This is a genomic window from Rhizobium sp. P44RR-XXIV (assembly GCF_001999485.2).
Lineage (GTDB): Bacteria > Pseudomonadota > Alphaproteobacteria > Rhizobiales > Rhizobiaceae > Rhizobium.
In genome coordinates, this window is the sequence record NZ_MPVZ02000029.1 from 1,749,791 (window position 1) to 1,771,836 (window position 22,046).

Below are 22,046 nucleotides of genomic sequence, written 5' to 3' on the forward strand. Positions count from 1 at the left end.
TATACAAACCATATCGCACTAAAAATGTGAGCGCTATGGTTTTGTTAATGGGACTGCTGCAACGCTGTCGCTATCAAACGGACCAAATTAGCTGCCCGGTAAAGCGCGCGATTTGTTCGGTGGAACGACGCAGGGCTTGCCGCGGTGGACATGAAGTCTCAGCTAACTCGGATTATGGGGAACATGCGTCTATTGTCGGGAGGAAGCGATCTTGGCCGGGGAAAGACACGCCCGACGAGCGGTCCGGCCGGACTTCGCACCCTTTACAAAGACTATAGCAACGAGGCGCGCCGCAGCCTGGCTCGCAGCGGCCTGTGGCTCGCAGTGCCCGTTTATGTTCTTTTTCTGATAACCGACCTGATCTTCACTCCCGACGTCGCACATGTGACGATCCCGGCGCGTTTTTTCATTGGCGGGACTGCGCTTCTCATTCTGGAAATTCAGTTCGCGCGGCAGCGTCGCGCCGGAGAGCTTGAGGCCACATGTGCGGCCGCCGTGGTGCTTGGATATGTGGTGTGGCTCGTTCCGACATTGCAGACCGCCAATGCCGAGGCCTTTTCCTATTATGCCGCCTTCGGCGCCATCTTCATGATGGGCGTCAATCTGTTCTTCAGTCTCGAATTCGGGCTGGCGATCGCGTCATCGGGGCTGATCTGCGTCACTTTTTTGCTGTCGCTTGTCGAATTTCATTATAGCCCGGCCTACAGTCTGGCCTTCACGACCTTCTATCTCTGCTGCTTTGTTTTCACGTCCTATGTGAACTGGAAGCTGAACAAAGAGCGCTTCAACGTCTTCCTGAATGCCAGGGAGGCGGAACTGCAGCAGCGCCAGGCGACTGAGCGCGGCGAAGCTCTTTTGCGTCTGTCGATCACGGATTCGCTGACGGGCATGGAAAATCGAAGGGCTGCCGATATCCGTCTGAAGCAGTTTTGGGAGCGTTGGCGCCAGGATGGCGCCGCTTTTGCCGTTCTCCTCGTCGACGTCGATTTCTTCAAAAAATACAATGATTATTACGGTCACCAGGAAGGTGACCATTGCCTTGTCACGGTTGCCAATGCCTTGGCGGATATCGTCGCACCACTGGGAGCAACGGTCGGGCGATACGGCGGTGAGGAATTCATCGTCATTCTCGATGTGGAACGCAGCGCCGAGGCGCTGGGCCTCGCGGAAGCGATATGCCGGGGGATTGAGGCGCTTGATATAGTTCATGCTCAGCGGCTCGACGGCTTCAGGCATGTGACCGTCAGCGTCGGGGCGACCGTTACGCGAGATCTGGCCGGCGCAAAGCTCGAGAATGTCATCAACGAAGCCGACCGGGCGCTTTATTCGGCAAAGGCGAGCGGCAGAAACTGCGCGAGGGTCTTCGACCCGAACGAACTGCCGGGCGGCGATGCGAGCGAAAATATTGCGGCGATATTGAAGATCGCCATCCAGCAGAACCTCGTCTCGCTGGTATACCAGCCGATCCTTTCTCTGGAGACCGGAGAGATCGGCGCCTATGAATCATTGATGCGTCTGCAACTGCTTGATGGGTCGAGCTCGTCTCCCGCGATCTTCATTCCGATAGCCGAGCGTACCGGCGCCATCATAGACCTTGGCTACTGGGCGATCAGAAGGGCGTGCTGCGAGCTGTTGACCCGCGACATCGTCGATACGGTGAGCATCAATGTCTCTCCGATCCAGCTGCGGGCTCCAGGCTTTGCCGCGCAAGTGGCCGGCATTCTCGCGGAGACCGGTGTTTCCGGGCACAGGGTTGCATTCGAGATTACCGAAGGTGTCGACCTGGAAATACGCTCCGACGTTCTCGACAGCATTCAGGATCTCAAGAAGCTCGGCATCAAATTCTGGCTGGATGATTTCGGGACAGGGTTTGCAGGGCTGTCCTGGCTTCGCCTGATGGAATTCGAAACGGTCAAGATCGACAAATCATTCCTGCACGATGCTGCCAACAGCCCGGGCGCCAAAATTCTTCTCGAAGACATTATCGGCCTCGTGCGCAATCGCGGCCATCGTATCCTCGTCGAAGGGGTCGAGAACGAAGAACAGCTCGATCTCGTTAAATCCTTTGGGATCGATGCCGTTCAAGGTTACCATATCGGCCGACCGGCGCCGCCGCTCAAGCATCCGATGGCCGTAAGGCAGACTGAGCGCCGGCGCTTGCAGGCATCGGCTTGAACGTCTGGTTCGTGCCGGGACGACCGAAAGGGTAACGCGCACGATGAGCATCGACCTCTCCGAGATATATCGAGGTTATATCGCTTGCCTGAACCAGCAGGATTGGCCGAATTTGGGGAGCTTCGTCCATGACGAAGTGCACTATAACGGCACGCGCATCGGGCTGTCGGGCTATCGCGAAATGCTCGTGGGCGATTTCAGTGCCATTCCCGACCTTCGTTTCGAAATCCTCCAGCTGGTTTGCGAGCCGCCATGCGTCGCCAGCCGACTGCATTTTGATTGCACGCCGAAAGGGATGCTGTTCGGCTTGCCGGTCAACGGCCGCAGAGTTCAGTTTTCGGAAAACGTCTTCTACGAGTTTCTCGACGGGCGCGTTCGGAATGTCTGGTCGATCATCGACAGGGCCGCTATCGCTGCCCAGCTTTAGGCCAAAGGCTGGTTTCGACATAGGCCAGCGGCAACGAATTACCTCCGCTCAAGGCGAAGAGCCATGAAACCCGCGAGGAAGGCGGCGACGCCGCTTGCGACGATGGGGCCGAAATAGCTGCCGGTGTGATCGAAAATGAAGCCTGCAGCAGTGGGGCCGATCGAGGCCGCGATCCCCACCGCCGTATAGAGATATCCGATGACGGCGCCGATATTGCGGGTGCCGAACAGATCGGCCGCGACAGCGGGATAAAGGCCGACGCAGCCGCCATAGCTCATGCCGAAGGTTAGCGCGAACAATGCCAGCTGGATCATGCCCGATGCTGTTGCCCACAGGGCAAAGGAGGCGGCGACTGCGAATGTCAGGGCTGCGAGAAGCTGGCGGCGGCCGAGGCGATCGCCCAGACCGGCCAGGAAAAAGCGCCCGACCACGTTGCCGACGCCGATAAGACCAACAAGAGTGGTGCCGTCTTGAATGGAAAGACCCATGTCCTGGGCCGCTGCGACGATATGGACATAGGGGATGAAGGTGCAAAACGACGACAGAACAAGCACGAGATAGAATAGGTAGAACCGGCTGTCTCGCCATATTACCGGAGCATTCGCGTAGGTACTGCCGAGGGGCGGGGATGGGTTTGCATTGTCCCGTCTCCTGCGGATGACCATTGCGGCCGGCAGTCCACAAGCGGCAAAGAGGCAGGCAAGCGCGATGAAGCATCCCCGCCAGCCGATCGATGGAAGAGCCAGAGCAATGGCAAAGGGCAGGATCAGAGTGCCGAGGCCGATCCCGGCCGTTGCGATGCCCGAGGCCTGGCTTCGCTTGCGGACGAACCAGGATTGCACAGCGCCAAGGGCTGGGACGTAGGATAGCCCGATCCCAAACCCGACGCCAAAGCCATACCAAATATAGAGCGACAAAAGAGATCCGGCACGGCTGGCACCGATGTAGCCAAAGATCATTGCCACCAACCCCAGCAGGACAAGCCCGCGCGGTGACCACCTGTCGGCAAGCGGCCCGGCTATCGCTCCCAAGGAATAGAACAGGAAAGCCGATATCGAAAAGACAAGGGCGGTCTCGCCGCGAGACGCATTAAACTCAGCCGCGAGCCCCGGGAAGACGGCGGAGAAGGAGTAGGCTGCCCCGAACGTCACGGCGGTCAAGACATGCGTGGCGGCAACGACCTTCCATCCGTCCCGAGTATCGGCCTCATCATGGTCACGCAAGACGGCAAGTTCGGACATCATCGAGCTCGGTAAAATTGGCTGCGGCTCAGTATGGCGCACGACACTGTGCCGGAAAAATGAATAGCGTTGATGCTGTTCATTGATTTCGTTGATCTATCCGCGTGTCATGAGACCTGCCTATTCGCGAATTGTCTGTGAGGAAGCCATATCCGTTTCGATGAAGATGCATGAGCGGTCCGCCGTCTGCAGCAGCGTGTCGGCGACGCTTCCGTAGGAGAGGCCGCCGCTTGCCCGCTTGCTGACGCCGAGCACGATGAGATTATATTTGCCGCTGCGCGCATGGCGCAGGATCGACAATTCGGGCGAAGGTCCCTCCTGAACGACCTTCTCGACATCAATGCCATAATAATCGGCAATCGCGCCGACCTTCTTCAGGACGTCTCGCTGGTCATCGCCACGATCGCTGATGCGTGGAATCGCGCGGGCTTGCCGTGGCTCCACGATCAGCAGAATGGCACAATGGGCGTTTGCCGCCTTGGCGATTGCAAGTCCGAATTCGGCCGCCCTGATGGAGCGCTCCGTCCCGCTGACCGGCAGCAGGATTCGCAGGTCTTGGGGCCGTTCGGGAAGCGTCCCGCGCGCCGTGACGATGGCGGGTGTTCCCCTGAAGGCCGAAGCCATGACTTGCAGCGCATCATTGAAGCGGCCGTCCTCGCCCGTGGATGGCTCAATGCCGGTGAAGAGAAGATCGTGGCCTGTATCCGAGGTGTCACCGAGCACGGTCTCCAGTTCGCCATCCTTCTCCCGGACGGTGATGTGAATATCGCCGGCGGATGCTGCATCCTTGTCTGCAGGCCCCGAAGAAATGAGATCGGTGGCGCATTGGCGCAGATCCTCGGCAAAGGACTTAGCCTGCGAGGTTTTTGCGGCGTCGGCCGTAGTCTCATTGCCGTCCCGGGTTTCATCCGCTGCGCGCACATCGAGAACGGTGACCGGCATCTTGCGTGTCACCGCGAAGAAGGCAGCGAGCCATGTTGCCAGACGACCACTTTGTGAGCCATCGACAGCAAGCAGGATACGTTCGAAATTGCCGAGGAAGCTTTCGCTTTCGAATCGCTCGCGTTCGAGCCGGTCGCGCTCCTCCTCACGCAAGGGCAAACGCGCGAGCGCCCAGCGCAGCGTCGGCGGCATGGCCATGGTGGTGATGACGGCCATGGCGACGATGACGGAGAAGAGCTTTTCATCCAGCACGCCGACAGAGAGGCCGATGGTCGCGACGATCACTTCTGTCGATCCGCGGGCATTCATGCCGCAGCCGAGCGCCAGGGCTTCGGACGCCGAATAGCCGCCGATTTTGGCGGCGGCGAACGCCCCGCCGAATTTGCCGATGCTGGCAATCACCACCACGGCAGCGGTCAGCAGCAGGATGGAAGGGTCGGCGAGCACGGTGAGATCGGTCTGCAGGCCCGTCAACCCGAAGAAGACAGGCATGAAGAGCGCCGTCGTCAACCCACGAAGCTGCACGTCGATCTGGCGTGTAAGGATCGGGGATTCGCCGACGAGAATGCCGGCGACGAAAGCGCCGAGCACCGTATGAACGCCGATGAGATTGGTAATGATGGCCATCCCGCCCATGATGGCGATGATGGCGCTGAGCACGGGCAGGTCGCTGCGAAAATTGTCGTTGGTCCAGCGGATGATTTCGAAAACGATCCGCCTGCCGATGGTAAAGCTGACGGCCATGAATGCCAGCGTGCCGATAATGCTGGTTGCCAGCGTCGTGAGATCAACCGTGCCCTTTTCCGCTATGCCGAAGGTCACCGCGATGATCACCCAGCCGATAGTGTCATCGATGATGGCGGAGGCGACGATGAGCTGGCCGATGTTACGGCGCATGAAATCCATCTCGCGAACGACGGTGGCGACGATTTTCACCGAGGAGATGGAAAGCGCGGTTCCAAGGAAGAGCGACGTGACGAGCCGTTTCTCAGGATCGGGAAGTAGGGCGTCCGGAATGAATTCGCCGAGTGCGAAACCGGCTGCAAAGGGGATGACGATCCCGGTCAGCGAGACGCCGGCTGCGGATCTGCGCAGGCGCTTTGCCAGGCCAAGGTCGGTCTCCATGCCGGCGAGCAACAGCAGAAACAGGATGCCGAGCTGCCCGACGGCATCGGCCATGCTCTTCTGGGCGCCATCGGTGGGAAAGAGGCTCACCTGCAAATGCGGGAAGGCCGAGCCGAGGAGGGAAGGGCCAAGAATAATGCCCGCGATGATCTGGCCCATGATCGACGGCTGGCCGATGCGCACCATCAATTCGCCGAGCAATCGGCCGAAGACCACCAGGATGACGATCTGAACCAGAAACAACCCTTCAGAGGGGTGGCTGGCCTTTTGGCCCTCGGCCGCAAAGGCCGACTGCGCGATCGACAGCGACAGGATGGTGGCTATGAGAATGATAAGGGCGTTTGACGGAAATGATTTCAGAAAATTCTGGCGTGCCGGCATGGACTGGTCCCACTGAGTAGTAGGAAAACGCGCCAAAGCTGTTGCCGTTCCCGATGAGGTCGGTAATCGTTGCGCTCATTCGCCCAGGGTTTGGGGCCTAAGGGCAAGCAAGATCCGCCGCATCTGCTGCGACGGACCAAAGCTCACCGGGACAATCAGACGCGTTCCAGCGCGATGGCAATGCCCTGACCGACGCCGATGCACATGGTCGACAGCGAATAGCGACCGCCGGTTTCCTTGAGCTCGAGAGCAGCCGTGCCGGTGATACGTGCGCCGGACATGCCGAGGGGATGGCCAAGGGCGATGGCGCCACCATTGCGATTGACGCGGGCGTCGTCATCGGCGATGCCGAGTTCGCGCAGCACGGCAAGTCCCTGCGAGGCGAAGGCCTCGTTGAGTTCGATGACGTCGAACTGTTCCTGCCGCATGCCGAGCCGCGCCATCAGCTTGCGCGAGGCCGGAACGGGGCCGATGCCCATGATGCGCGGGGGAACACCGGCAGCCGCTCCGCCGAGGATACGGGCAATCGGGGTCAAGCCATATTTCCGAGCGGCTGCTTCCGAAGCGATGATGAGGGCTGCTGCGCCATCATTGACGCCGGACGCGTTGCCGGCGGTTACCGTGCCGCCTTCCTTCTTGAAAGGCGTGCCGAGCTTGGCGAGCGTTTCAACGGTCGTGGCACGCGGATGCTCGTCCTTGCCGACGACGATCGGATCGCCCTTGCGCTGCGGGATCGTGACTGGCGTGATCTCCTTGGCGAGACGGCCGTTTTCCTGAGCTGCGGCGGCCTTTGCCTGCGAGCGAACGGCAAAGGCGTCCTGATCTTCGCGGCTGACCTTATAATCCTCGGCGACGTTCTCGCCGGTTTCCGGCATGGAATCGACACCATATTGCTTCTTCATCAGCGGGTTGATGAAGCGCCAGCCGATGGTGGTGTCATAGATCTCGGCATTGCGCGAAAATGCGCTTTCGGCCTTCGGAATGACGAAGGGCGCGCGCGACATGCTCTCGACGCCGCCGGCGATCATCAGTTCCGCCTCGCCGGCGCGGATGGCGCGGGCGGCTGCAATGACGGCATCCATGCCCGATCCGCAAAGGCGGTTGATCGTCGTGCCGGGAGCCGCAATCGGCAGGCCGGCAAGCAGCGTCACCATACGCGCGACGTTGCGATTGTCTTCGCCGGCCTGATTGGCGCAGCCGAAGATCACGTCGTCGACGGCCTCCCAATCGACAGAGCTGTTGCGCTCGGCCAATGCCTTCAGCGGCACGGCGCCGAGGTCATCGGCGCGAACGGAGGAAAGTGATCCGCCAAAGCGGCCGATCGGGGTACGGATATAGTCGCAAATAAAAGCTTCGGTCATCAGGCGGCCTCATGGGCTTTCTTGGTTCGCGCGTTGATGTCGCGCAGGACGGAAAGTTCGGTCTCGGTTGGCGGCGGTGTCTCGATCACCTCATTAGCAAACTTGATCGCCCAGCCGCAATTCTCGGATATCTTCTCTCGGGTAACACCCTTGTGGATCGACACCACGGTCAATTCCTTGGTCACCGGATCAGGCTCGAGAATGCAGAGATCGGTGATAACGCGCGTCGGGCCTTTCGTCTTCATGCCCAGGCGCTCACGGTGATTGCCGCCTTCGCCATGACCCATCGAGGTGATGAAGGGCAGCTTTTCAACGAAGCCGCGATTGGATAGCGCCATGGTTATGAAGATCTGGCCGCAATTGCTGGCGATTTCCGGTGCGCCGCCGCCGCCCGGCAGGCGGACCTTCGGATGGTCATAAGCGCCGACGACCGTGGTGTTCAGATTGGCGAACTTGTCGATCTGTGCCCCGCCGAGAAAGCCTGTCGTGATGTGGCCACCCTGCAGCCAGTAGCGAAACATTTCGGGCACCGCGACGGTGAAAAGTGCGGTGTCGCAAAGCTCGCCGTCGCCGATCGACAGTGGCAGCACATCCGGCTTGGTGCCGACGGTGCCGCTTTCATAGATAAGCGTGATATCGGGCGCATGCGTCAGCCGCGCGACGTTGCAGGCGGCCGATGGCGCGCCGATGCCGACGAAGCAGACATCGTCGTTGGTCAGCGCGCGGGCGGCGGCGATGGTCATCATTTCGGTTGGCGTAAATTCACTCATCTTGACCTCCTTACGCCGACTTGGCCGGCGCGTTGCCGGCATATCTAGCAAAGTCTTCGGGGCTGGCCTTCATTACATGCTCGTCGATCCAGGCAAGAAAACTGTCGCGGTCGCGGGCGATCTCGTCCCAGGCGATGTAGAAGGCGTTGGAGCGCTTGTAGTAGCCCTGCGCATAGGACGGGAATGCGCCGCCCGGTACCTGGGCGACTGCCGTGACCGCCCAGGTCGGCAGTACGACGGAGTTGGGCGAGGGCGGGTTCAGCTCGTCGACGATTTCCTCGACCGTAACGATCGAACGCTTGGCGGCAAGCACCGCTTCCTTCTGCACGCCGACGATGCCTTCGAGCAGCACATTGCCCTTCCGGTCAGCCCGCAGCGCGTGAATGATGGAAACATCGGGCCGGATCGCCGGGACGGCGGCCAGCACCTCCCCGGTGAAGGGGCAGGTGACGCTCTTGATGTTCGGATTGACCTTGGGAAGGTCGGCGCCGATATAGCCGCGCAGCATGGCAAAAGGCAGGTTCGCCGCACCGGCCTCATAGGCGTTGGCCATGGCGGCATGCGAATGCTCCTCGATCTCGAGCGGTCGCGGCCACTGGTTTTCGACGGCATCGCGGAAGCGATGGAGCGAACCGACGCCGGGATTGCCGCCCCAGGAGAATTTCATGCCCCGAGCCGCGCCGACGCCGATGAGCTGATCGTAGAGAATGTCCGGCGTCATGCGGATCAGGTAGAGGTCCTTCTTACCCTGGCGGATGACTTCGTGGCCGGCGGCATAGGGAATGAGATGGGTGAACCCCTCCATGGCGACCGTGTCGCCATCATGCACATTCTCCGCCACCGCCTGCGAAAGCGATAGGATCTTCGCCATAGGGCCTCCTCAACAAATGCTGTCCTGTTGTCGCCAATAAGCGCCTTCAGCCTGAGGTCGTCAATAAATTTGTGCGATATTTGACATTTGTTCATATATCGCACAAGCTGACCTGCGAATGGGAGATGCGGGATGCGCGAAACGGATTTCGTCAGCGGCTTTGCCAAGGGTCTGAAAGTCATCGAAGCCTTCGGCGAGACGCGGCAGCGCCTGACGATCGCTGAGGCGTCGAAGCTGACGGGGCTTGACCGCGCCACTGTGCGCCGCTCTTTGCTGACGCTCTCCGAGCTTGGCTATGCGGTCTATGATGGAAAATTCTTCACCCTGACGCCGAAAGTCCTGCGGCTCGGTCATGCCTATCTGGCGGCGACACCGCTGCCGATCATCATCCAACCCCATCTCGACCTGCTTTCCGAGCGGGCAAGTCAGAATGCTTCCGCCTCCGTGCTCGACGGAACTGAGGTCGTCTACATCGCCCGCGCCTCGCAGCGCCGTGTGATGTCGATCAATCTGACGCCCGGCAGTCGCCTTCCGGCCTTCTGCGCCTCGATGGGGCGCGTCCTGCTTGCGTCCCTGCCGGAAAGCGAGGCGCGCGCCGTTCTCTCACGCACCGATCTCAAGGCGAATACGCCGAATACCAAGACGGATCCGGATCAACTGATGGCGGAATTCCAGCGGGTGAGGGCGCAGGGCTATGCTCTCATCGACCAGGAGCTGGAAATCGGCCTTTGCTCTATCGCCGTTCCGATCGAAAACGACCACGGCAAGATCGTCGCGGCGATCAATATCGGCGCGCCGGCTGCCTATGTGGCGGCGGCCGAGATGGTGGAGCGCTTTCTGCCGCTGCTGAAGGAAACGCAGAAGGCGCTGCGGCTGGTGCTGCCGTAATCTTTAGGGCCGACGAGGCCATCCTCGTCCTTCGACAGGCTCAGGATGAGGATGGAGCGAGCGGCGCCTTTGATGACGGCTTGTGGTTAGCTGGCAGCCACGCCGGAGGATTAGCCCTCACCCTGAGGAGGCCCAAAGGGCCGTCTCGAAGGGCGAGGGCGGATGTTGGCCTCTATTTTCCGCCCATTGCTATAGGCGATCACCCAGCTCACATCCCCAGCTTTTCCCGCTCCTCGATACGCCAGGCGCGCGGCGTTTCCCCGGTCTGCTTGACGAAGAACCGGGAAAAATAGGCTGGGTCGGCGAAGCCGAGGCGAAAGCTGATTTCCTGGACGGTCGCGAAGGTGAAGACCAGTTCGCGTTTGGCCTCATCCAGCAGCTTGCGGGTGATTAGCTCGTGGGCGCCATGCCCGGTCTTGCTGCGGACTATACGGCTGAGATGGGCGGGCGAAATGCCGAGCGCCTCCGCATAGAAGGCAGCTGGTTTGTGCGAGCGGAAATGATGCTGGATGAGGCCTTGCAGCATCTCCATCCGCCGCTCGCTCTCGTCGCCGGCATTTGATCCCTCGTCGGCCCTTTGGGCAATGCGCGCCGTCAGCAGCAGTGCAGACGTCAGATAGGCTTCGAGCAGATCGTTGCGGCCGTTGCGATGGCTGGCAAATTCTTCGCCCAGCCGCCGCAGGGTGCTTGCGACGTAGGCGGCATCGGCACCGGCGGTATCGAGCAAGGTCAGATGCGGATCGGCGAGCCATGTGCCCAGTCGGCTCCGGTCGCCCGGAGAAGTCTTCAAATGCGAGATCAGCACCGTGATGACGAAGCCGTCGATGTCCCTGGAAAATCGGAAGCCGTGATTGAGATGAGGCGGCACGGTGATGACGGCGGGCGGCGAAATCATGTGGCTGACGCCATCGAAGACCGCGTCGCCCGATCCGGCATCTATGTACAAGATCTGAAAGAAGCTCTCGTGCCGGTGCGGGCGGATCTCCCAGTGATGGAGACTGCTGCGCGACGGTATAGTCTCGCAATGCAGCCAGAAATCCGGCTTTCGGCCGGTATTTTCACCATAGAGCTCATAGGTCGGCACGTTCCTCGTCATGGCTCTTCTCCTCCGCCATGTTTGGTTTGTGCAATTTCCTGAACGAATTGTCCATTGCGGGCGTGTCGCGCGCCGGACAGACTTAGGTGAAAGACACGCATGGGAGGAAACGATGCGCACCAAAGTCGCCATTATCGGTTCAGGTCCGTCCGGGCTGCTGCTCGGCCAGCTATTGACGGAAGCCGGCATCGATAACGTCGTTCTCGATCGCGTTGGTAAGGATTATATCCTCGGTCGCGTCCGCGCCGGCGTGCTGGAGGAAGGCACCGTTTCGCTGATGGACAAGGCGAAATCCAGCGCGCGCCTGCATGCCGAAGGCCTGCCGCATGACGGCTTCTCGCTCGCCTTCGACGGGCGCGATCATCGCATCGATCTTCATGGTCTCACAGGCGGCAAGCGGGTTCTCATCTACGGCCAGACAGAGATGACCCGCGATCTGATGGCCCATCGCGAGGAAAGCGGCGCGCAGACCATCTACAATGCGGCGAATGTTCAGCCACACGGTTTTGATGGCGATACGCCCTATCTGACCTATGACAAGGATGGCATTTCCCATCGCATCGATTGCGATTTCATCGCCGGCTGCGACGGCTTTCACGGTGTCAGCCGCAAGGCCGTTCCGGAAAAATCGATCCGCAATTTCGAAAAGGTCTATCCCTTCGGCTGGCTCGGCGTGTTGGCCGAAGTGGCGCCTGTCAATCACGAATTGATCTATGCCAATCATCCCAGTGGCTTTGCTTTGTGCTCGATGCGCTCGATGACCCGCAGCCGCTATTACATTCAGTGTCCGCTCGACGAGAAGATCGAGGATTGGACCGATGACCGCTTCTGGGACGAATTACGCCGACGCCTGCCGGCCCATCACGCCGAAACGTTGATCACCGCGCCATCCTTCGAGAAATCGATCGCGCCACTGCGCTCATTCGTGGCCGAACCCATGCGTTTCGGTCGGCTTTTCCTCGTCGGCGATGCCGCCCATATTGTCCCGCCGACCGGCGCCAAGGGGCTCAATTTGGCGGCAAGCGACGTGCACTATCTGTTTTCGGGGCTTGCCGAGCACTATCAGGATCGCTCGAATGCCGGGCTTGAGGCCTATTCGACCCGAGCGCTCGCCCGGGTCTGGAAAGCGGTACGCTTTTCCTGGTGGATGACGACGATGCTGCATCGCTTTCCCGATACAAGCGACTTCGATCAGAAGATCCAGGAAGCGGAGCTCGATTACCTCACCCATTCCCGCGCCGCATCGACGGCGCTTGCCGAAAACTATGTCGGCCTACCGTTCTGAACTGACTTAGAGCTTCCTGGCGACCTCGGCCGCCGCCTCGCGGATCGTCTGCATCAGGATCGACAATGGCAGCGTAGGCACTGCGTCGGTGCGAACAGTCAATCCGACCGGGCCTTTCGTCTCGCTGGTGTCGATCGGCAGCAGGGCTAGCAGGCCGTCATCGACATCACCGGCCACGACGCCGGCTGAGATGATCCAGATGGCGTCGCTCGCGCGAACGAAGGCGCGGCCGAAGGAGTCGGACACGGTTTCGATCTGATTGGGCAGTCCGCCGGCGCCATTGGCGATCAGAAAGCTCTCTACGAAAGGACGGATGATCGAGCCCCGTGTCGGCATCAGCAGCGTGTAGCGGCTGAGATCGGAAAACAGCGATTGCTTTGCCGAAAGCAGGGGATGACCGGCCCGAACGGCAAAGACTACCTGCTCCGAGTAGAGATGTTCGAAGGAGAAACCGGTCATGTTGTCCGGGCTCGCCAGCCGGCCGACGACAAGGTCGAGATCGCCGACACGCAGCTGCTCCAGAAGCACGGCGTTTTCGCCGGTGACGATCTTGATGCGGCTCCAGGTTTCCTCGCGGAGAAACAATTCCATCGCTCGCGGCATGATGCGCGTCGAAACCGTCGGCAGCGCGCCGATGCGGATTGGCGGCGCCTCGCCGGACCGCTCCTGCGATACCGAATCCAGCCCCTGTCTAAGGGCCGAGAGTGCCGCGCCGGCGTGGCGGAGAAACACTTCGCCGTACCGAGTGATGCGGATGCCGCGCCCGTCGCGTTCGAAAACGGCGACACCAAGCGCTTCCTCCAACTCGCGGATCGTTTTTGTTACCGCTGGCTGGCTGATATTGAGCAGACCGGCCGCCTTGATCACGCTTTTCTGGCGCGCAACCTCGACAAAGGTCTGCAGATGGCGGAATTTGATGCGCGCGTCGAGCATGCTCATTCATAACCTTGGAGTTATCGTAGAGCGAAGAAATATCATTTTACCTAACCAGATTATACATCCAATCTCGCCCGCGAGGAGATTTCCAGTGCAGTTTGCCCGCATCAACGACGTCACGATCCACTATCAGATCATCGGTGGCCCCGCCGACAAGCCGGTTCTTGTCTTTGCCAATTCGCTCGGCACCGATTTCCGAATCTGGCGTGATGTGATCGTGCGCCTGGCTGGTGATTTCGCCATCGTGCTCTACGACAAGCGCGGCCATGGTCTCTCCGATCTCGGCCAGATGCCCTATTCGATCGAGGACCATGCCACCGATCTTGCCGGTCTGCTCGATTTCCTCTCGGTCAAGGATGCCGTGATTTGCGGCCTCTCCGTCGGCGGGCTGATCGCCCAGTCGCTCTATCAGCGGCGCACGGATCTGGTGCGGGCGCTCGTGCTCTGCGACACAGCCCACAAGATCGGCACGGCCGACAGCTGGAACGCCCGCATCGCGCAGGTCGAGGCCGCAGGCATCGAGTCGATTGTCGATGCCGTCATGGAGCGCTGGTTCACGCCGGCGTTCCGTCGTCCGGAAAACATCGCCTTTGCTGGCTATTGCAACATGCTGATCCGCCAGCCTGCGGCGGGCTACGCCGCGACATGCGCTGCGCTCCGTGACGCCGATCTGACAGAGGCGGCCAGCAAGATTGCCGTACCGACGATCTGCATCGTCGGCGATCAGGATGGCTCGACGCCGCCCGACCTCGTGCTGTCGATGGCCAAGCTTATTCCGAATGCGCGCTATGAAGTGATCAAGGACGCCGGTCACATTCCCTGCGTCGAGCAACCCGAGGCGTTGACCGAAGTCATCCGTGCCTTCATCGACGTCGTCCTGCGTGGAGAACAAGCCCCATGAATGACCCCACCACGCCATCCCAGCGCTATCAGCAAGGCATGGCGACCAGACGGGCCGTGCTCGGCGACGACCATGTCGACCGTGCCCAGCAGGGAGTAACGGAGTTCGACCAGCCCTTTCAGGAGCTGATCACCGAAGCAGCCTGGGGGCATGTCTGGTCGCGCCCGACGCTCAGCCGGCGTGAGCGTTCCATCGTGACAATAGCGCTTTTGGCTGCGCTTGGTCAGGACGATGAGGTGGCCATGCATGTGCGCGCCACGCGCAACACCGGTGCGACACGCGATGACATTTGCGAGGCGCTCCTGCACGTGGCGATCTATGCCGGCGTGCCGGCGGCGAACCATGCGATCAAGATCGCTAAGCAAGTTTTTGAACAGATGGACGCCGAAAGGGCGGCTTGAAGCGAGGCAGACATGTCCGACAGAACCAACAGCAAGCCCGAAACGGGCGCCTTCTTTGCCCGCGACCGTGCCTGGCATCCGCCGGCCTTTGCGCCTGGCTACAAGACCTCAGTCTTGCGTTCGCCGCAGCGCGCATTGCTTTCGCTCGACGGCACGATCTCCGAAATCACCGGACCTGTCTTCGGCCATTCCATCCTGGGCGAGCTGGACTATGACCTGATCCATAATTTCGCCAAGCCGGGCGAAAGCGCCATCGGCGAACGCATCATCGTGCATGGCCGCGTGCTCGACGAACGTGGCCGGCCGGTGCCGGGTGTGCTGCTCGAATTCTGGCAGGCCAATGCCGGCGGTCGTTATCGCCACAAGAAGGAAACTTACCTCGCGGCGATCGACCCGAATTTCGGCGGCTGCGGCCGCGCGATTACCGATGAGCAAGGCCACTACGCCTTTCGCACGGTCCGTCCCGGGGCCTATCCCTGGCCGAATGGCGTCAATGACTGGCGCCCGGCACACATCCATTTCTCCGTCTTCGGCCATGGCTTTGCGCAGCGGCTGATCACGCAGATGTATTTCGAGGGCGATCCGATGATCTGGAAATGTCCGATCGTCGGGACCATTCCCGACAAGCAGGCCATCGAGCAGCTGATCGCGCCGCTTGACTGGGGCAATACGATCCCGATGGACGCGCGCGCCTATAAATTCGATATCGTGCTGCGCGGTCGTCGTTCGACCCTGTTCGAAAACCGGCTGGAGGGCAACTGATGGTACAGGAACTCGGCTATCTGAAGGAAACGCCGTCGCAAACGGCAGGCCCTTACGTTCATATCGGCCTTACTCCGAACTACAGCGAAATCGGCGGCGTCTATGACGCGGATCTCGGCACCTCTATGGTCAACGACAAGACGCATGGCGAGCGTATCACGGTTGTTGGACGCATCCTCGATGGTGCCGGCGGGCTGGTCAAGGATGCGGTCATCGAGATATGGCAGGCCGACAGCGCCGGGCTTTACAACAGTCCCTCGGAGCTGCGCGGCACGGCCGATCCCAATTTCACCGGCTGGGGTCGTTGCCCGACAAGTTCGGAAGACGGGACCTTTCGCTTCGAAACGATCAAGCCCGGCCGCGTTCCCTTCAAGGACGGCCGCAAGATGGCGCCGCATATCACTCTTTGGATCGTGGCGCGCGGCATCAATATTGGGCTGCATACGCGCATGTACTTTCCCGAGGAGACGAGCGCCAATGCCGAAGATCCATTGCTTGCCCGCATCGAGCATAAGGACCGTCTGGCAACGCTGATCGCCACGAAGGAAGGCTCCGTCTATACCTTCGATGTGCATTTGCAGGGAGACAGGGAAACTGTTTTCCTCGATATATAGGCCATGAGCATTTCCCCTTTCGATCACCCTTTTCTGTCCGGCCTCCTCGGTGACGCGGAGGTCTCGGGCTATTTTTCGGTGAAAGCCGAGATCCGCGCCATGCTCGACTTCGAGGCGGCTCTCGCCAAGGTCGAGGCGCAGCATGGGGTGATCCCACAGGCCGCCGCGCAGCGCATTGGCGAGGTCTGCGCCAGTTTCGAACCCGATCTCTCGAGCCTGAAGGCGGCAACGGCAACGGACGGGGTCGTCATTCCGGACCTCGTCAGGCAACTGCGCAAGGCCGTCGGCGAGGATGCCGGCAGCCATGTCCATTTCGGCGCTACCAGTCAGGATGTCATCGACACAAGTCTCATGATCCGCCTGAAGGCGGTGGCTTTCCTGTTGAGCGGTCGTCTTTTTGCCGTCTCGGCGGGACTTCAAAAGCTCGACGATCAGTTTGGCCCGAACAGGCTCATGGGTCGAACCCGCATGCAGGCCGCAATCCCGATTACCGTGTCCGACCGGCTGCGCGCCTGGCGGCATCCGCTCGAGCAATATCGGGATCGGCTGACGCAGGAGAGTTTTCCCCTGCAGTTCGGCGGTGCCGCTGGTACGCTCGAAAAGTTTGGGCCGAAGGCGGATGAAATACGGGCCGCGCTGGCGCAGGCGCTCGGCTTGACCGATGAGCCGCAATGGCAGAGCCAGCGCGGGCGGATCGCCGAATTTGCGGGACTGCTGTCGATGATCTCTGGCAGTCTCGGCAAAATCGGTCAGGACGTAGCGCTTCTGGCACAGGCCGGGGATGAAATCGAGCTTGCCGGCGGTGGCGGCTCTTCCGCCATGCCGCACAAGCAGAATCCGGTTGCGGCGGAGATATTGGTGACGCTGGCGCGCTTCAACGCCGTCCAGCTCTCCGGCATCCATCAGTCGCTCGTTCACGAACAGGAGCGTTCGGGTGCTGCCTGGACGCTGGAATGGCTTCTATTGCCGCAGATGGTCGTGGCGACGGCTACATCGTTGCGTCAGGCGCTGCAATTGCTCGGGACGATCAAACGCCTGGGAGCGGCATCCTGAGTGACGTGTTGGACTAAAATCATAACCCATAAATTATGGATTGAAGCATTTATTTCATTTTACATCACCATTTCGTATGAGAAATTGGCGATGGACGAGGTTTGAAGATTGGATGCGGCTCAGAATCCGAGCTGCCGGGAGGAGAAAAAGAATGAAACGGTTTGTCTTGGCCGCCATCGCGGCCGTTGCCCTTGGCGGCGCTGCCTATGCCGATACCATCAAGGTCGGTGTCATCGGACCTTTCTCGGGGCCGTTTGCGTTGCAGGGCAAGAATTTCAAGGCCGGCATCGATGCCTATATGGCCATGAACGGCAAGAAGGTCGGCAATGACGAGGTGGAGGTGATCTACCGCGACGTGCCGCAGGCTGACCCCGCCCAATCGAAGGCGCTAGCGCAGGAGCTGGTCGTCAAAGAGAAGGTTCAGTATCTCGCCGGCTTCTATTTCACGCCGGATGCGATGGCGGTGACGCCGATCCTCAAGCAGGCCAATGTGCCGATGGTGATCTTCAATGCCGCGACATCGGCAATCGTCACCAAGAGCCCGCTTGTGGTGCGCACCTCCTTCACGACCTGGCAGACCTCGACCCCGATCGCCAAGGTCGCCTATGACGGCGGTGTAAAGAAGGTCATCTCTGTTGTCAGCGACTACGGCCCCGGTGTCGACGCCGAAAATGCCTTCAAGGCCGGTTTCGAGAAGCAGGGCGGCGAAGTGGTGCAGGCGATCCGTATGCCGCTGTCGACTAACGATTTCAGCCCGATCATGCAGCGCATCAAGGATTCCGGCGCGCAGGGCGTCTTCGCCTTCCTGCCGTCCGGCCCGACGACGCTTGGTTTCGTCAAGGCCTATAATGAAAACGGCCTGAAAGCTGGCGGCATCAAGCTGTTTGCGCCCGGCGATCTGACGCAGGAATCCGACCTGCCGGCGCTAGGTGACGCGGCCCTCGGCATGCAGACCACGTTCCACTATGCGATTTCGCACGACTCGCCTGAAAACAAGGCTTTCGTTGCTGCCGCCGACAAGGCGATCGGAAATCCGGCCGAGCTGACATTCCCGGCGGTCGGTGCTTTTGATGGCATGCACGTCATCTACAAGATGATCGAGGCGACCGGTGGCAAGCAGGATGCGCAGAAGGCCGTCGATGCCGTGAAGGGCCTCTCCTGGGTCAGCCCGCGCGGTCCGGTCACCATCGACGCCGACAGCCGCCATATCACGCAGAACATATATCTGCGCGAAGTCGCCAAGGGCGATGACGGCAAATACTACAACAAGGAGATCCAGACCTTCGAAAAGCAGGGCGATCCCGGCCTTGCGGCAGCGAAGTAGGACGCTCTCACCGCTAGCTCCCATCTGAGCGGAATTTGCTTCTGCTCAGATGGAGCCCGAAGGTCGGCGCCACAACAACCGGACCAGTCATATCAATGCAAACCGTGCTCAGCATAGCAGTCGATGCCCTCGCTTACGGCATGGTGCTGTTCGTGATTTCCATCGGCCTTTCAGTGACGATGGGGTTGATGCGCGTCGTCAATCTCGCCCACGGCGCCTTCGCCATGATCGGCGGCTATATCGCCTCCTATGCGACGCGGGATCTGGGGCTTGGCTATGGTGTGGCGGTGTTGCTGGCCGTAGTCGGCACCGTCATCATTTCGATCCCGATCGAGCGGCTGCTTTACCGGCGCATTTACGGCGCCCCGGAACTGACGCAGGTGCTGATGACCATCGGCATCACCTTCTGCATCATCGGCATTGCAAACTATGTCTTCGGCCCGACCTTGAAGACCATACCCCTGCCGGGCAACCTGCAAGGGTCCGTCGACCTCGGCTTCCGCACCATCGGCACACATCGCATCTTCGCGATCGTCTGTGGTCTCATCGTCGCACTGGCGCTTTGGTACACGATCGAGAAGACCTCGTTCGGCGTCAAGCTGCGCGCCTCTGTCGACAATGCCTCGATGGCGGCCGCCCTCGGCGTGCGCACAGAGATCGTCTACGCCGTCAGCTTCGCGGTTGCCGTCGGGCTTGCCGCCTTCGGCGGCGTCGTGGGTGCCGAGTTGCTGCCGGTCGAGCCCTATTATGCCCTGCGTTACATGGTGACTTTCCTCGTCGTCGTCTCGGTCGGTGGCGCAGGCTCCATTTCCGACGCGCTCTTAGCCTGCCTTATCCTCGGCTGCATTGATACAACAGGCCGTTACCTCATGCCCGAATATGGCGAGTTCTTCTTCTATCTCGCCGTCATTGCCATCATCTGCGTTTTCCCGCGCGGCTTTGCCGGGAGGTTGAAGTAATATGGCGCTGACGACCCTGCAAAGAGAGGCAATCCCGGCCGTGACGAGACACCGTACTCTTGGACAGGATGGGATTGCGGTCGCCGTTATCGTGGTCTTGGCCGCCGCTGGCTATATCCTGTTTCCGGACAATCTGGCGCTTCTGACGCGTTTGATCGCCATTGCCCTGCTGGTTCTGTCGCTCGATCTTGTCACCGGCTATTGCGGCGTGGCGACACTCGGCCATGCCGCCCTCTTTGGCGCCGGCGCCTACGCAGCCGGCATTGCCTCGGCGCATTACGGCATCAACGATCCCCTGCTGATGACGCTTGCCGGCATCGTCGGCGGCGCGGTCGCCGGGCTCATCTGTTCGGTCGTCATTCTGCGGGCTCATGGCCTGCCGCAGCTCGTGCTGTCGATTGCGCTGATCTATCTCTTCCATGAATTCGCCAACAAGGCCTCGAGCTGGACCGGCGGTAGCGACGGGCTGTCAGGCATTTCCCCGGACCCGCTGTTCGGAAGTTTCGAATTCGATCTCTACGGCCATACGGCCTATCTCTACGGCGTCGCGCTCCTGCTCATCGTGCTCGTGTTGCTGCGCGTCCTCGTGCGCTCGCCGTTCGGCATGCTCTGCCGCGGCATCCGGCAGGATCCCTTGCGTATCCGCGCCATGGGCGCTTCGCCGAAGGTGGCGCTGATCAAGATGTATGTGATTTCCGGTGCCGTTGCCGGCGTCGGCGGTGCATTGACCGCGATCTCGACCCAGGTTGTCGGGCTGGACAGCCTGTCGTTCACCCAGTCGGCCGAGGCGCTTGTCATGCTGGTGCTCGGCGGGGCGGGATCGCTGTTCGGCGCACTCGTCGGCACGTTGATCTTCATGCTGTTCGAGGACTATGTCTCCGCTGCCAATCCATTCCATTGGCTGACGATCGTCGGCGCACTGCTGATCCTCGTCGTCCTCTTCGCGCCGAAGGGCATTTACGGCACTGCTGCCGCCTATCTCGCCCGCCGCAGGGAGGTGCAACCATGAGCGTGATCTTCGAGGTCAAGAATCTGAGGAAGGCGTTCGGCGGCTTGACAGTGACCAATGACGTCAGCCTGTCCATGGCACCGGGGGATCGTGTGGCGCTGATCGGCCCGAACGGCGCCGGCAAGACCAGCTTCGTCAATCTTGTCACCGGCAATCTGCGGCCCGACGCCGGTGAGGTCCATATCGCCGGTCACAATGTGAACCGCGTTGATGCCATCGGCCGGGTCCGGCGCGGGCTGGTGCGCTCGTTCCAGGTGACGCGGCTGTTTCAGGATATGACCCCGGCCGAACATATCGGCATGGCGGTCCTGCAGCGAACGGGCCGCTCCGGCCGCATGTTCGGCAATTTCCTCTCAATGCCCGACGTCATGGCTGAGGCGGAGGAGCTGCTCGGCACGCTTGGTCTGGCCGCGCTGGCCCACCGCAAGGTCAGCGAAATTGCCTATGGCCAGCAGCGGCTTCTCGAAATCGCCGTCGCCATGGCCCTGAAGCCGAAGGTACTGCTGCTGGATGAGCCCGCCGCCGGCGTGCCGCAAAGCGATACCGGCCGTATTGAGCAGGCGCTTGCCGATTTGCCCGCGGATCTCGCGGTGCTGATGATCGAGCATGACATGGATCTGGTCTTCCGGTTTGCCAAGCGCGTCGTCGTGCTGGCCGCCGGCACCATCATCTTCGACGGTTCGCCGCAAGACGTGACGCAGGATGCGCGTGTGCGCGAAGCCTATCTCGGGAGCTACGCCAATGCCGGCCACGCCGCTTGAAGTGGAAAATCTATCGGCCGGCTATGGCCCGACGCGGGTGCTGGAAGGCGTTTCCTTTTCCGTGCCTGCCGGTGGTCGGCTTGCCGTGCTCGGCCGCAACGGCATGGGTAAGAGCACGCTGCTGGCGACACTTGCCGGCCAGACGCGCCGTTACGACGGTCGCATCCGGCTGGGTTCGTCCGAAATTGCCGGGCTGCCAAGCGCCAGGCGCGCCCATCAGGGCCTGGGTTATGTGCCGCAGACGCGCGACGTCTTCCCGACGCTGACGGTGGAGGAAAATCTCTCCGTCGGGCTGAAGGGACGGCCGAAAAGCGCGATACAGGAAGCCTACGACATGTTTCCGCGCCTGAAGGAGCGGCGAAAGAATCTCGGTGGCCAGCTGTCCGGCGGCGAGCAGCAGATGCTGTCGACCGCCCGCACGATCCTCGGCCGCCCCTCTGTGCTGCTTCTGGATGAGCCGTTGGAAGGGCTCGCGCCCGTCATCTGCGAGGAACTGATGGCGGCCTTCGCCGAACTCGCCAAAACAGGCGATATGACCATCCTGCTGGTGGAGCAGCGCATTCAGAGTGCGCTCGACTTTGCGAGCGACGTCATCATTCTGGAGCGCGGGCGGGTTGCCTGGAAGGGGACACCCGCGGCGCTCGCGCAGGATCATGATGTGGTCGAGCGCCTGCTCGGCGTGGGTGGCTTGCACTAGCACGCGCCCTTCCGGATCGCGCAATTGCGATGATTGCTCCATTTGTCGTAAACTTATCGCCTGCCTG

The 22,046-nt window shown here is 60.9% G+C and carries 21 protein-coding genes; 14 read left to right on the forward strand and 7 right to left on the reverse strand.

Annotation, left to right across the window (positions count from 1 at the left end; genetic code table 11):
- The first annotated feature begins 174 nt into the window (after nucleotides 1-174).
- Nucleotides 175-2,175, forward strand: a complete 2,001-nt coding sequence (locus BSK43_RS33955; protein WP_169055501.1) for an EAL domain-containing protein — start codon at nucleotides 175-177, stop codon at nucleotides 2,173-2,175.
- A gap of 43 nt (nucleotides 2,176-2,218) precedes the next feature.
- Nucleotides 2,219-2,602 carry an ester cyclase gene (locus tag BSK43_RS33960; protein WP_077470200.1) on the forward strand — a complete coding sequence of 128 codons (384 nt, stop codon included), beginning with the start codon at nucleotides 2,219-2,221 and terminating at the stop codon, nucleotides 2,600-2,602.
- Nucleotides 2,603-2,640: 38 nt separating this feature from the next.
- Here the strand turns inward: BSK43_RS33960 and BSK43_RS33965 are convergent, their stop codons facing one another.
- The 5 genes from BSK43_RS33965 to BSK43_RS33985 all read right to left on the reverse strand — a co-directional run bounded on the left by BSK43_RS33965 (nucleotide 2,641) and on the right by BSK43_RS33985 (nucleotide 9,293).
- A complete protein-coding gene (locus BSK43_RS33965; protein WP_077470201.1) occupies nucleotides 2,641-3,843 on the reverse strand; it encodes an MFS transporter in 1,203 nt (400 codons plus the stop codon).
- 120 nt (nucleotides 3,844-3,963) lie between these two features.
- Entirely contained in the window at nucleotides 3,964-6,291 is a 2,328-nt protein-coding gene (locus tag BSK43_RS33970) for a cation:proton antiporter (RefSeq protein WP_077470202.1), read from the reverse strand.
- A 155-nt stretch (nucleotides 6,292-6,446) separates the two neighbouring features.
- A complete protein-coding gene (gene pcaF, locus BSK43_RS33975) occupies nucleotides 6,447-7,652 on the reverse strand; it encodes a 3-oxoadipyl-CoA thiolase (RefSeq protein ID WP_077470203.1) in 1,206 nt (401 codons plus the stop codon).
- Complete coding sequence (locus BSK43_RS33980) at nucleotides 7,652-8,422, reverse strand: CoA-transferase subunit beta (protein WP_077470204.1); 771 nt, start codon at nucleotides 8,420-8,422, stop codon at nucleotides 7,652-7,654. The genes pcaF and BSK43_RS33980 overlap by 1 nt, the downstream gene beginning before the upstream one ends.
- Before the next feature lie 10 nt (nucleotides 8,423-8,432).
- A complete protein-coding gene (locus tag BSK43_RS33985) occupies nucleotides 8,433-9,293 on the reverse strand; it encodes a CoA transferase subunit A (RefSeq protein ID WP_077470205.1) in 861 nt (286 codons plus the stop codon).
- Nucleotides 9,294-9,425: 132 nt separating this feature from the next.
- Here BSK43_RS33985 and BSK43_RS33990 point away from each other — a divergent pair, with 132 nt between their 5' ends.
- Nucleotides 9,426-10,181 (forward strand): IclR family transcriptional regulator, encoded by a 756-nt coding sequence (locus BSK43_RS33990; RefSeq protein WP_077470206.1) that lies wholly within the window; start codon nucleotides 9,426-9,428, stop codon nucleotides 10,179-10,181.
- 208 nt (nucleotides 10,182-10,389) lie between these two features.
- On the opposite strand, the gene BSK43_RS33995 is transcribed toward BSK43_RS33990, so the two are convergent.
- Nucleotides 10,390-11,277 carry a helix-turn-helix domain-containing protein gene (locus BSK43_RS33995; RefSeq protein ID WP_077470207.1) on the reverse strand — a complete coding sequence of 296 codons (888 nt, stop codon included), beginning with the start codon at nucleotides 11,275-11,277 and terminating at the stop codon, nucleotides 10,390-10,392.
- Between the two features lie 112 nt (nucleotides 11,278-11,389).
- Here BSK43_RS33995 and pobA point away from each other — a divergent pair, with 112 nt between their 5' ends.
- Entirely contained in the window at nucleotides 11,390-12,562 is a 1,173-nt protein-coding gene (gene pobA / locus BSK43_RS34000) for a 4-hydroxybenzoate 3-monooxygenase (protein ID WP_077470208.1), read from the forward strand.
- A 6-nt stretch (nucleotides 12,563-12,568) separates the two neighbouring features.
- Here pobA and pcaQ read toward each other — a convergent pair whose 3' ends face one another.
- Nucleotides 12,569-13,495 (reverse strand): pca operon transcription factor PcaQ, encoded by a 927-nt coding sequence (pcaQ, locus tag BSK43_RS34005; protein WP_077470364.1) that lies wholly within the window; start codon nucleotides 13,493-13,495, stop codon nucleotides 12,569-12,571.
- Between the two features lie 94 nt (nucleotides 13,496-13,589).
- On the opposite strand from pcaQ, the gene pcaD reads away from it, so the two are divergent.
- The 10 genes from pcaD (at nucleotide 13,590) to BSK43_RS34055 (ending at nucleotide 21,979) form a co-directional block, all read left to right on the forward strand.
- Nucleotides 13,590-14,399, forward strand: a complete 810-nt coding sequence (pcaD, locus tag BSK43_RS34010; RefSeq protein WP_077470209.1) for a 3-oxoadipate enol-lactonase — start codon at nucleotides 13,590-13,592, stop codon at nucleotides 14,397-14,399.
- Complete coding sequence (gene pcaC / locus BSK43_RS34015) at nucleotides 14,396-14,800, forward strand: 4-carboxymuconolactone decarboxylase (protein ID WP_068395455.1); 405 nt, start codon at nucleotides 14,396-14,398, stop codon at nucleotides 14,798-14,800. Before pcaD ends, pcaC begins: the two co-directional genes overlap by 4 nt.
- A 12-nt stretch (nucleotides 14,801-14,812) precedes the next feature.
- Entirely contained in the window at nucleotides 14,813-15,562 is a 750-nt protein-coding gene (gene pcaH, locus BSK43_RS34020) for a protocatechuate 3,4-dioxygenase subunit beta (protein WP_077470210.1), read from the forward strand.
- On the forward strand, nucleotides 15,562-16,176 hold the full coding sequence (gene pcaG / locus BSK43_RS34025) for a protocatechuate 3,4-dioxygenase subunit alpha (protein ID WP_077470211.1): 615 nt from the start codon (nucleotides 15,562-15,564) through the stop codon (nucleotides 16,174-16,176). Before pcaH ends, pcaG begins: the two co-directional genes overlap by 1 nt.
- A 3-nt stretch (nucleotides 16,177-16,179) precedes the next feature.
- Nucleotides 16,180-17,229, forward strand: a complete 1,050-nt coding sequence (locus tag BSK43_RS34030) for a 3-carboxy-cis,cis-muconate cycloisomerase (RefSeq protein WP_077470212.1) — start codon at nucleotides 16,180-16,182, stop codon at nucleotides 17,227-17,229.
- A gap of 151 nt (nucleotides 17,230-17,380) precedes the next feature.
- On the forward strand, nucleotides 17,381-18,553 hold the full coding sequence (locus BSK43_RS34035) for an ABC transporter substrate-binding protein (RefSeq protein ID WP_077470213.1): 1,173 nt from the start codon (nucleotides 17,381-17,383) through the stop codon (nucleotides 18,551-18,553).
- Nucleotides 18,554-18,648: 95 nt separating this feature from the next.
- The gene (locus BSK43_RS34040) at nucleotides 18,649-19,512 is read left to right on the forward strand and encodes a branched-chain amino acid ABC transporter permease (RefSeq protein WP_077470214.1); all 864 of its coding nucleotides are present in this window, start codon (nucleotides 18,649-18,651) and stop codon (nucleotides 19,510-19,512) included.
- A 1-nt stretch (nucleotide 19,513) separates the two neighbouring features.
- On the forward strand, nucleotides 19,514-20,521 hold the full coding sequence (locus BSK43_RS34045) for a branched-chain amino acid ABC transporter permease (RefSeq protein ID WP_077470215.1): 1,008 nt from the start codon (nucleotides 19,514-19,516) through the stop codon (nucleotides 20,519-20,521).
- Nucleotides 20,518-21,282: an ABC transporter ATP-binding protein gene (locus BSK43_RS34050; protein ID WP_077470216.1), complete on the forward strand. Its 765-nt coding sequence runs from the start codon at nucleotides 20,518-20,520 to the stop codon at nucleotides 21,280-21,282. Before BSK43_RS34045 ends, BSK43_RS34050 begins: the two co-directional genes overlap by 4 nt.
- Nucleotides 21,263-21,979, forward strand: a complete 717-nt coding sequence (locus tag BSK43_RS34055) for an ABC transporter ATP-binding protein (RefSeq protein ID WP_077470217.1) — start codon at nucleotides 21,263-21,265, stop codon at nucleotides 21,977-21,979. The genes BSK43_RS34050 and BSK43_RS34055 overlap by 20 nt, the downstream gene beginning before the upstream one ends.
- Nucleotides 21,980-22,046: the final 67 nt, after the last annotated feature.

Bases quoted from the DNA above. Each gene is read 5' to 3' on its own strand.
- BSK43_RS33955 (WP_169055501.1), top strand. From the start codon at position 175: ATGGGGAACATGCGTCTATTGTCGGGAGGAAGCGATCTTGGCCGGGGA.
- BSK43_RS33960 (WP_077470200.1), top strand. From the start codon at position 2,219: ATGAGCATCGACCTCTCCGAGATATATCGAGGTTATATCGCTTGCCTG.
- BSK43_RS33965 (WP_077470201.1), bottom strand. From the start codon at position 3,843: ATGTCCGAACTTGCCGTCTTGCGTGACCATGATGAGGCCGATACTCGG.
- BSK43_RS33970 (WP_077470202.1), bottom strand. From the start codon at position 6,291: ATGCCGGCACGCCAGAATTTTCTGAAATCATTTCCGTCAAACGCCCTT.
- pcaF (WP_077470203.1), bottom strand. From the start codon at position 7,652: ATGACCGAAGCTTTTATTTGCGACTATATCCGTACCCCGATCGGCCGC.
- BSK43_RS33980 (WP_077470204.1), bottom strand. From the start codon at position 8,422: ATGAGTGAATTTACGCCAACCGAAATGATGACCATCGCCGCCGCCCGC.
- BSK43_RS33985 (WP_077470205.1), bottom strand. From the start codon at position 9,293: ATGGCGAAGATCCTATCGCTTTCGCAGGCGGTGGCGGAGAATGTGCAT.
- BSK43_RS33990 (WP_077470206.1), top strand. From the start codon at position 9,426: ATGCGCGAAACGGATTTCGTCAGCGGCTTTGCCAAGGGTCTGAAAGTC.
- BSK43_RS33995 (WP_077470207.1), bottom strand. From the start codon at position 11,277: ATGACGAGGAACGTGCCGACCTATGAGCTCTATGGTGAAAATACCGGC.
- pobA (WP_077470208.1), top strand. From the start codon at position 11,390: ATGCGCACCAAAGTCGCCATTATCGGTTCAGGTCCGTCCGGGCTGCTG.
- pcaQ (WP_077470364.1), bottom strand. From the start codon at position 13,495: ATGCTCGACGCGCGCATCAAATTCCGCCATCTGCAGACCTTTGTCGAG.
- pcaC (WP_068395455.1), top strand. From the start codon at position 14,396: ATGAATGACCCCACCACGCCATCCCAGCGCTATCAGCAAGGCATGGCG.
- pcaH (WP_077470210.1), top strand. From the start codon at position 14,813: ATGTCCGACAGAACCAACAGCAAGCCCGAAACGGGCGCCTTCTTTGCC.
- pcaG (WP_077470211.1), top strand. From the start codon at position 15,562: ATGGTACAGGAACTCGGCTATCTGAAGGAAACGCCGTCGCAAACGGCA.
- BSK43_RS34030 (WP_077470212.1), top strand. From the start codon at position 16,180: ATGAGCATTTCCCCTTTCGATCACCCTTTTCTGTCCGGCCTCCTCGGT.
- BSK43_RS34035 (WP_077470213.1), top strand. From the start codon at position 17,381: ATGAAACGGTTTGTCTTGGCCGCCATCGCGGCCGTTGCCCTTGGCGGC.
- BSK43_RS34040 (WP_077470214.1), top strand. From the start codon at position 18,649: ATGCAAACCGTGCTCAGCATAGCAGTCGATGCCCTCGCTTACGGCATG.
- BSK43_RS34045 (WP_077470215.1), top strand. From the start codon at position 19,514: ATGGCGCTGACGACCCTGCAAAGAGAGGCAATCCCGGCCGTGACGAGA.
- BSK43_RS34050 (WP_077470216.1), top strand. From the start codon at position 20,518: ATGAGCGTGATCTTCGAGGTCAAGAATCTGAGGAAGGCGTTCGGCGGC.
- BSK43_RS34055 (WP_077470217.1), top strand. From the start codon at position 21,263: ATGCCGGCCACGCCGCTTGAAGTGGAAAATCTATCGGCCGGCTATGGC.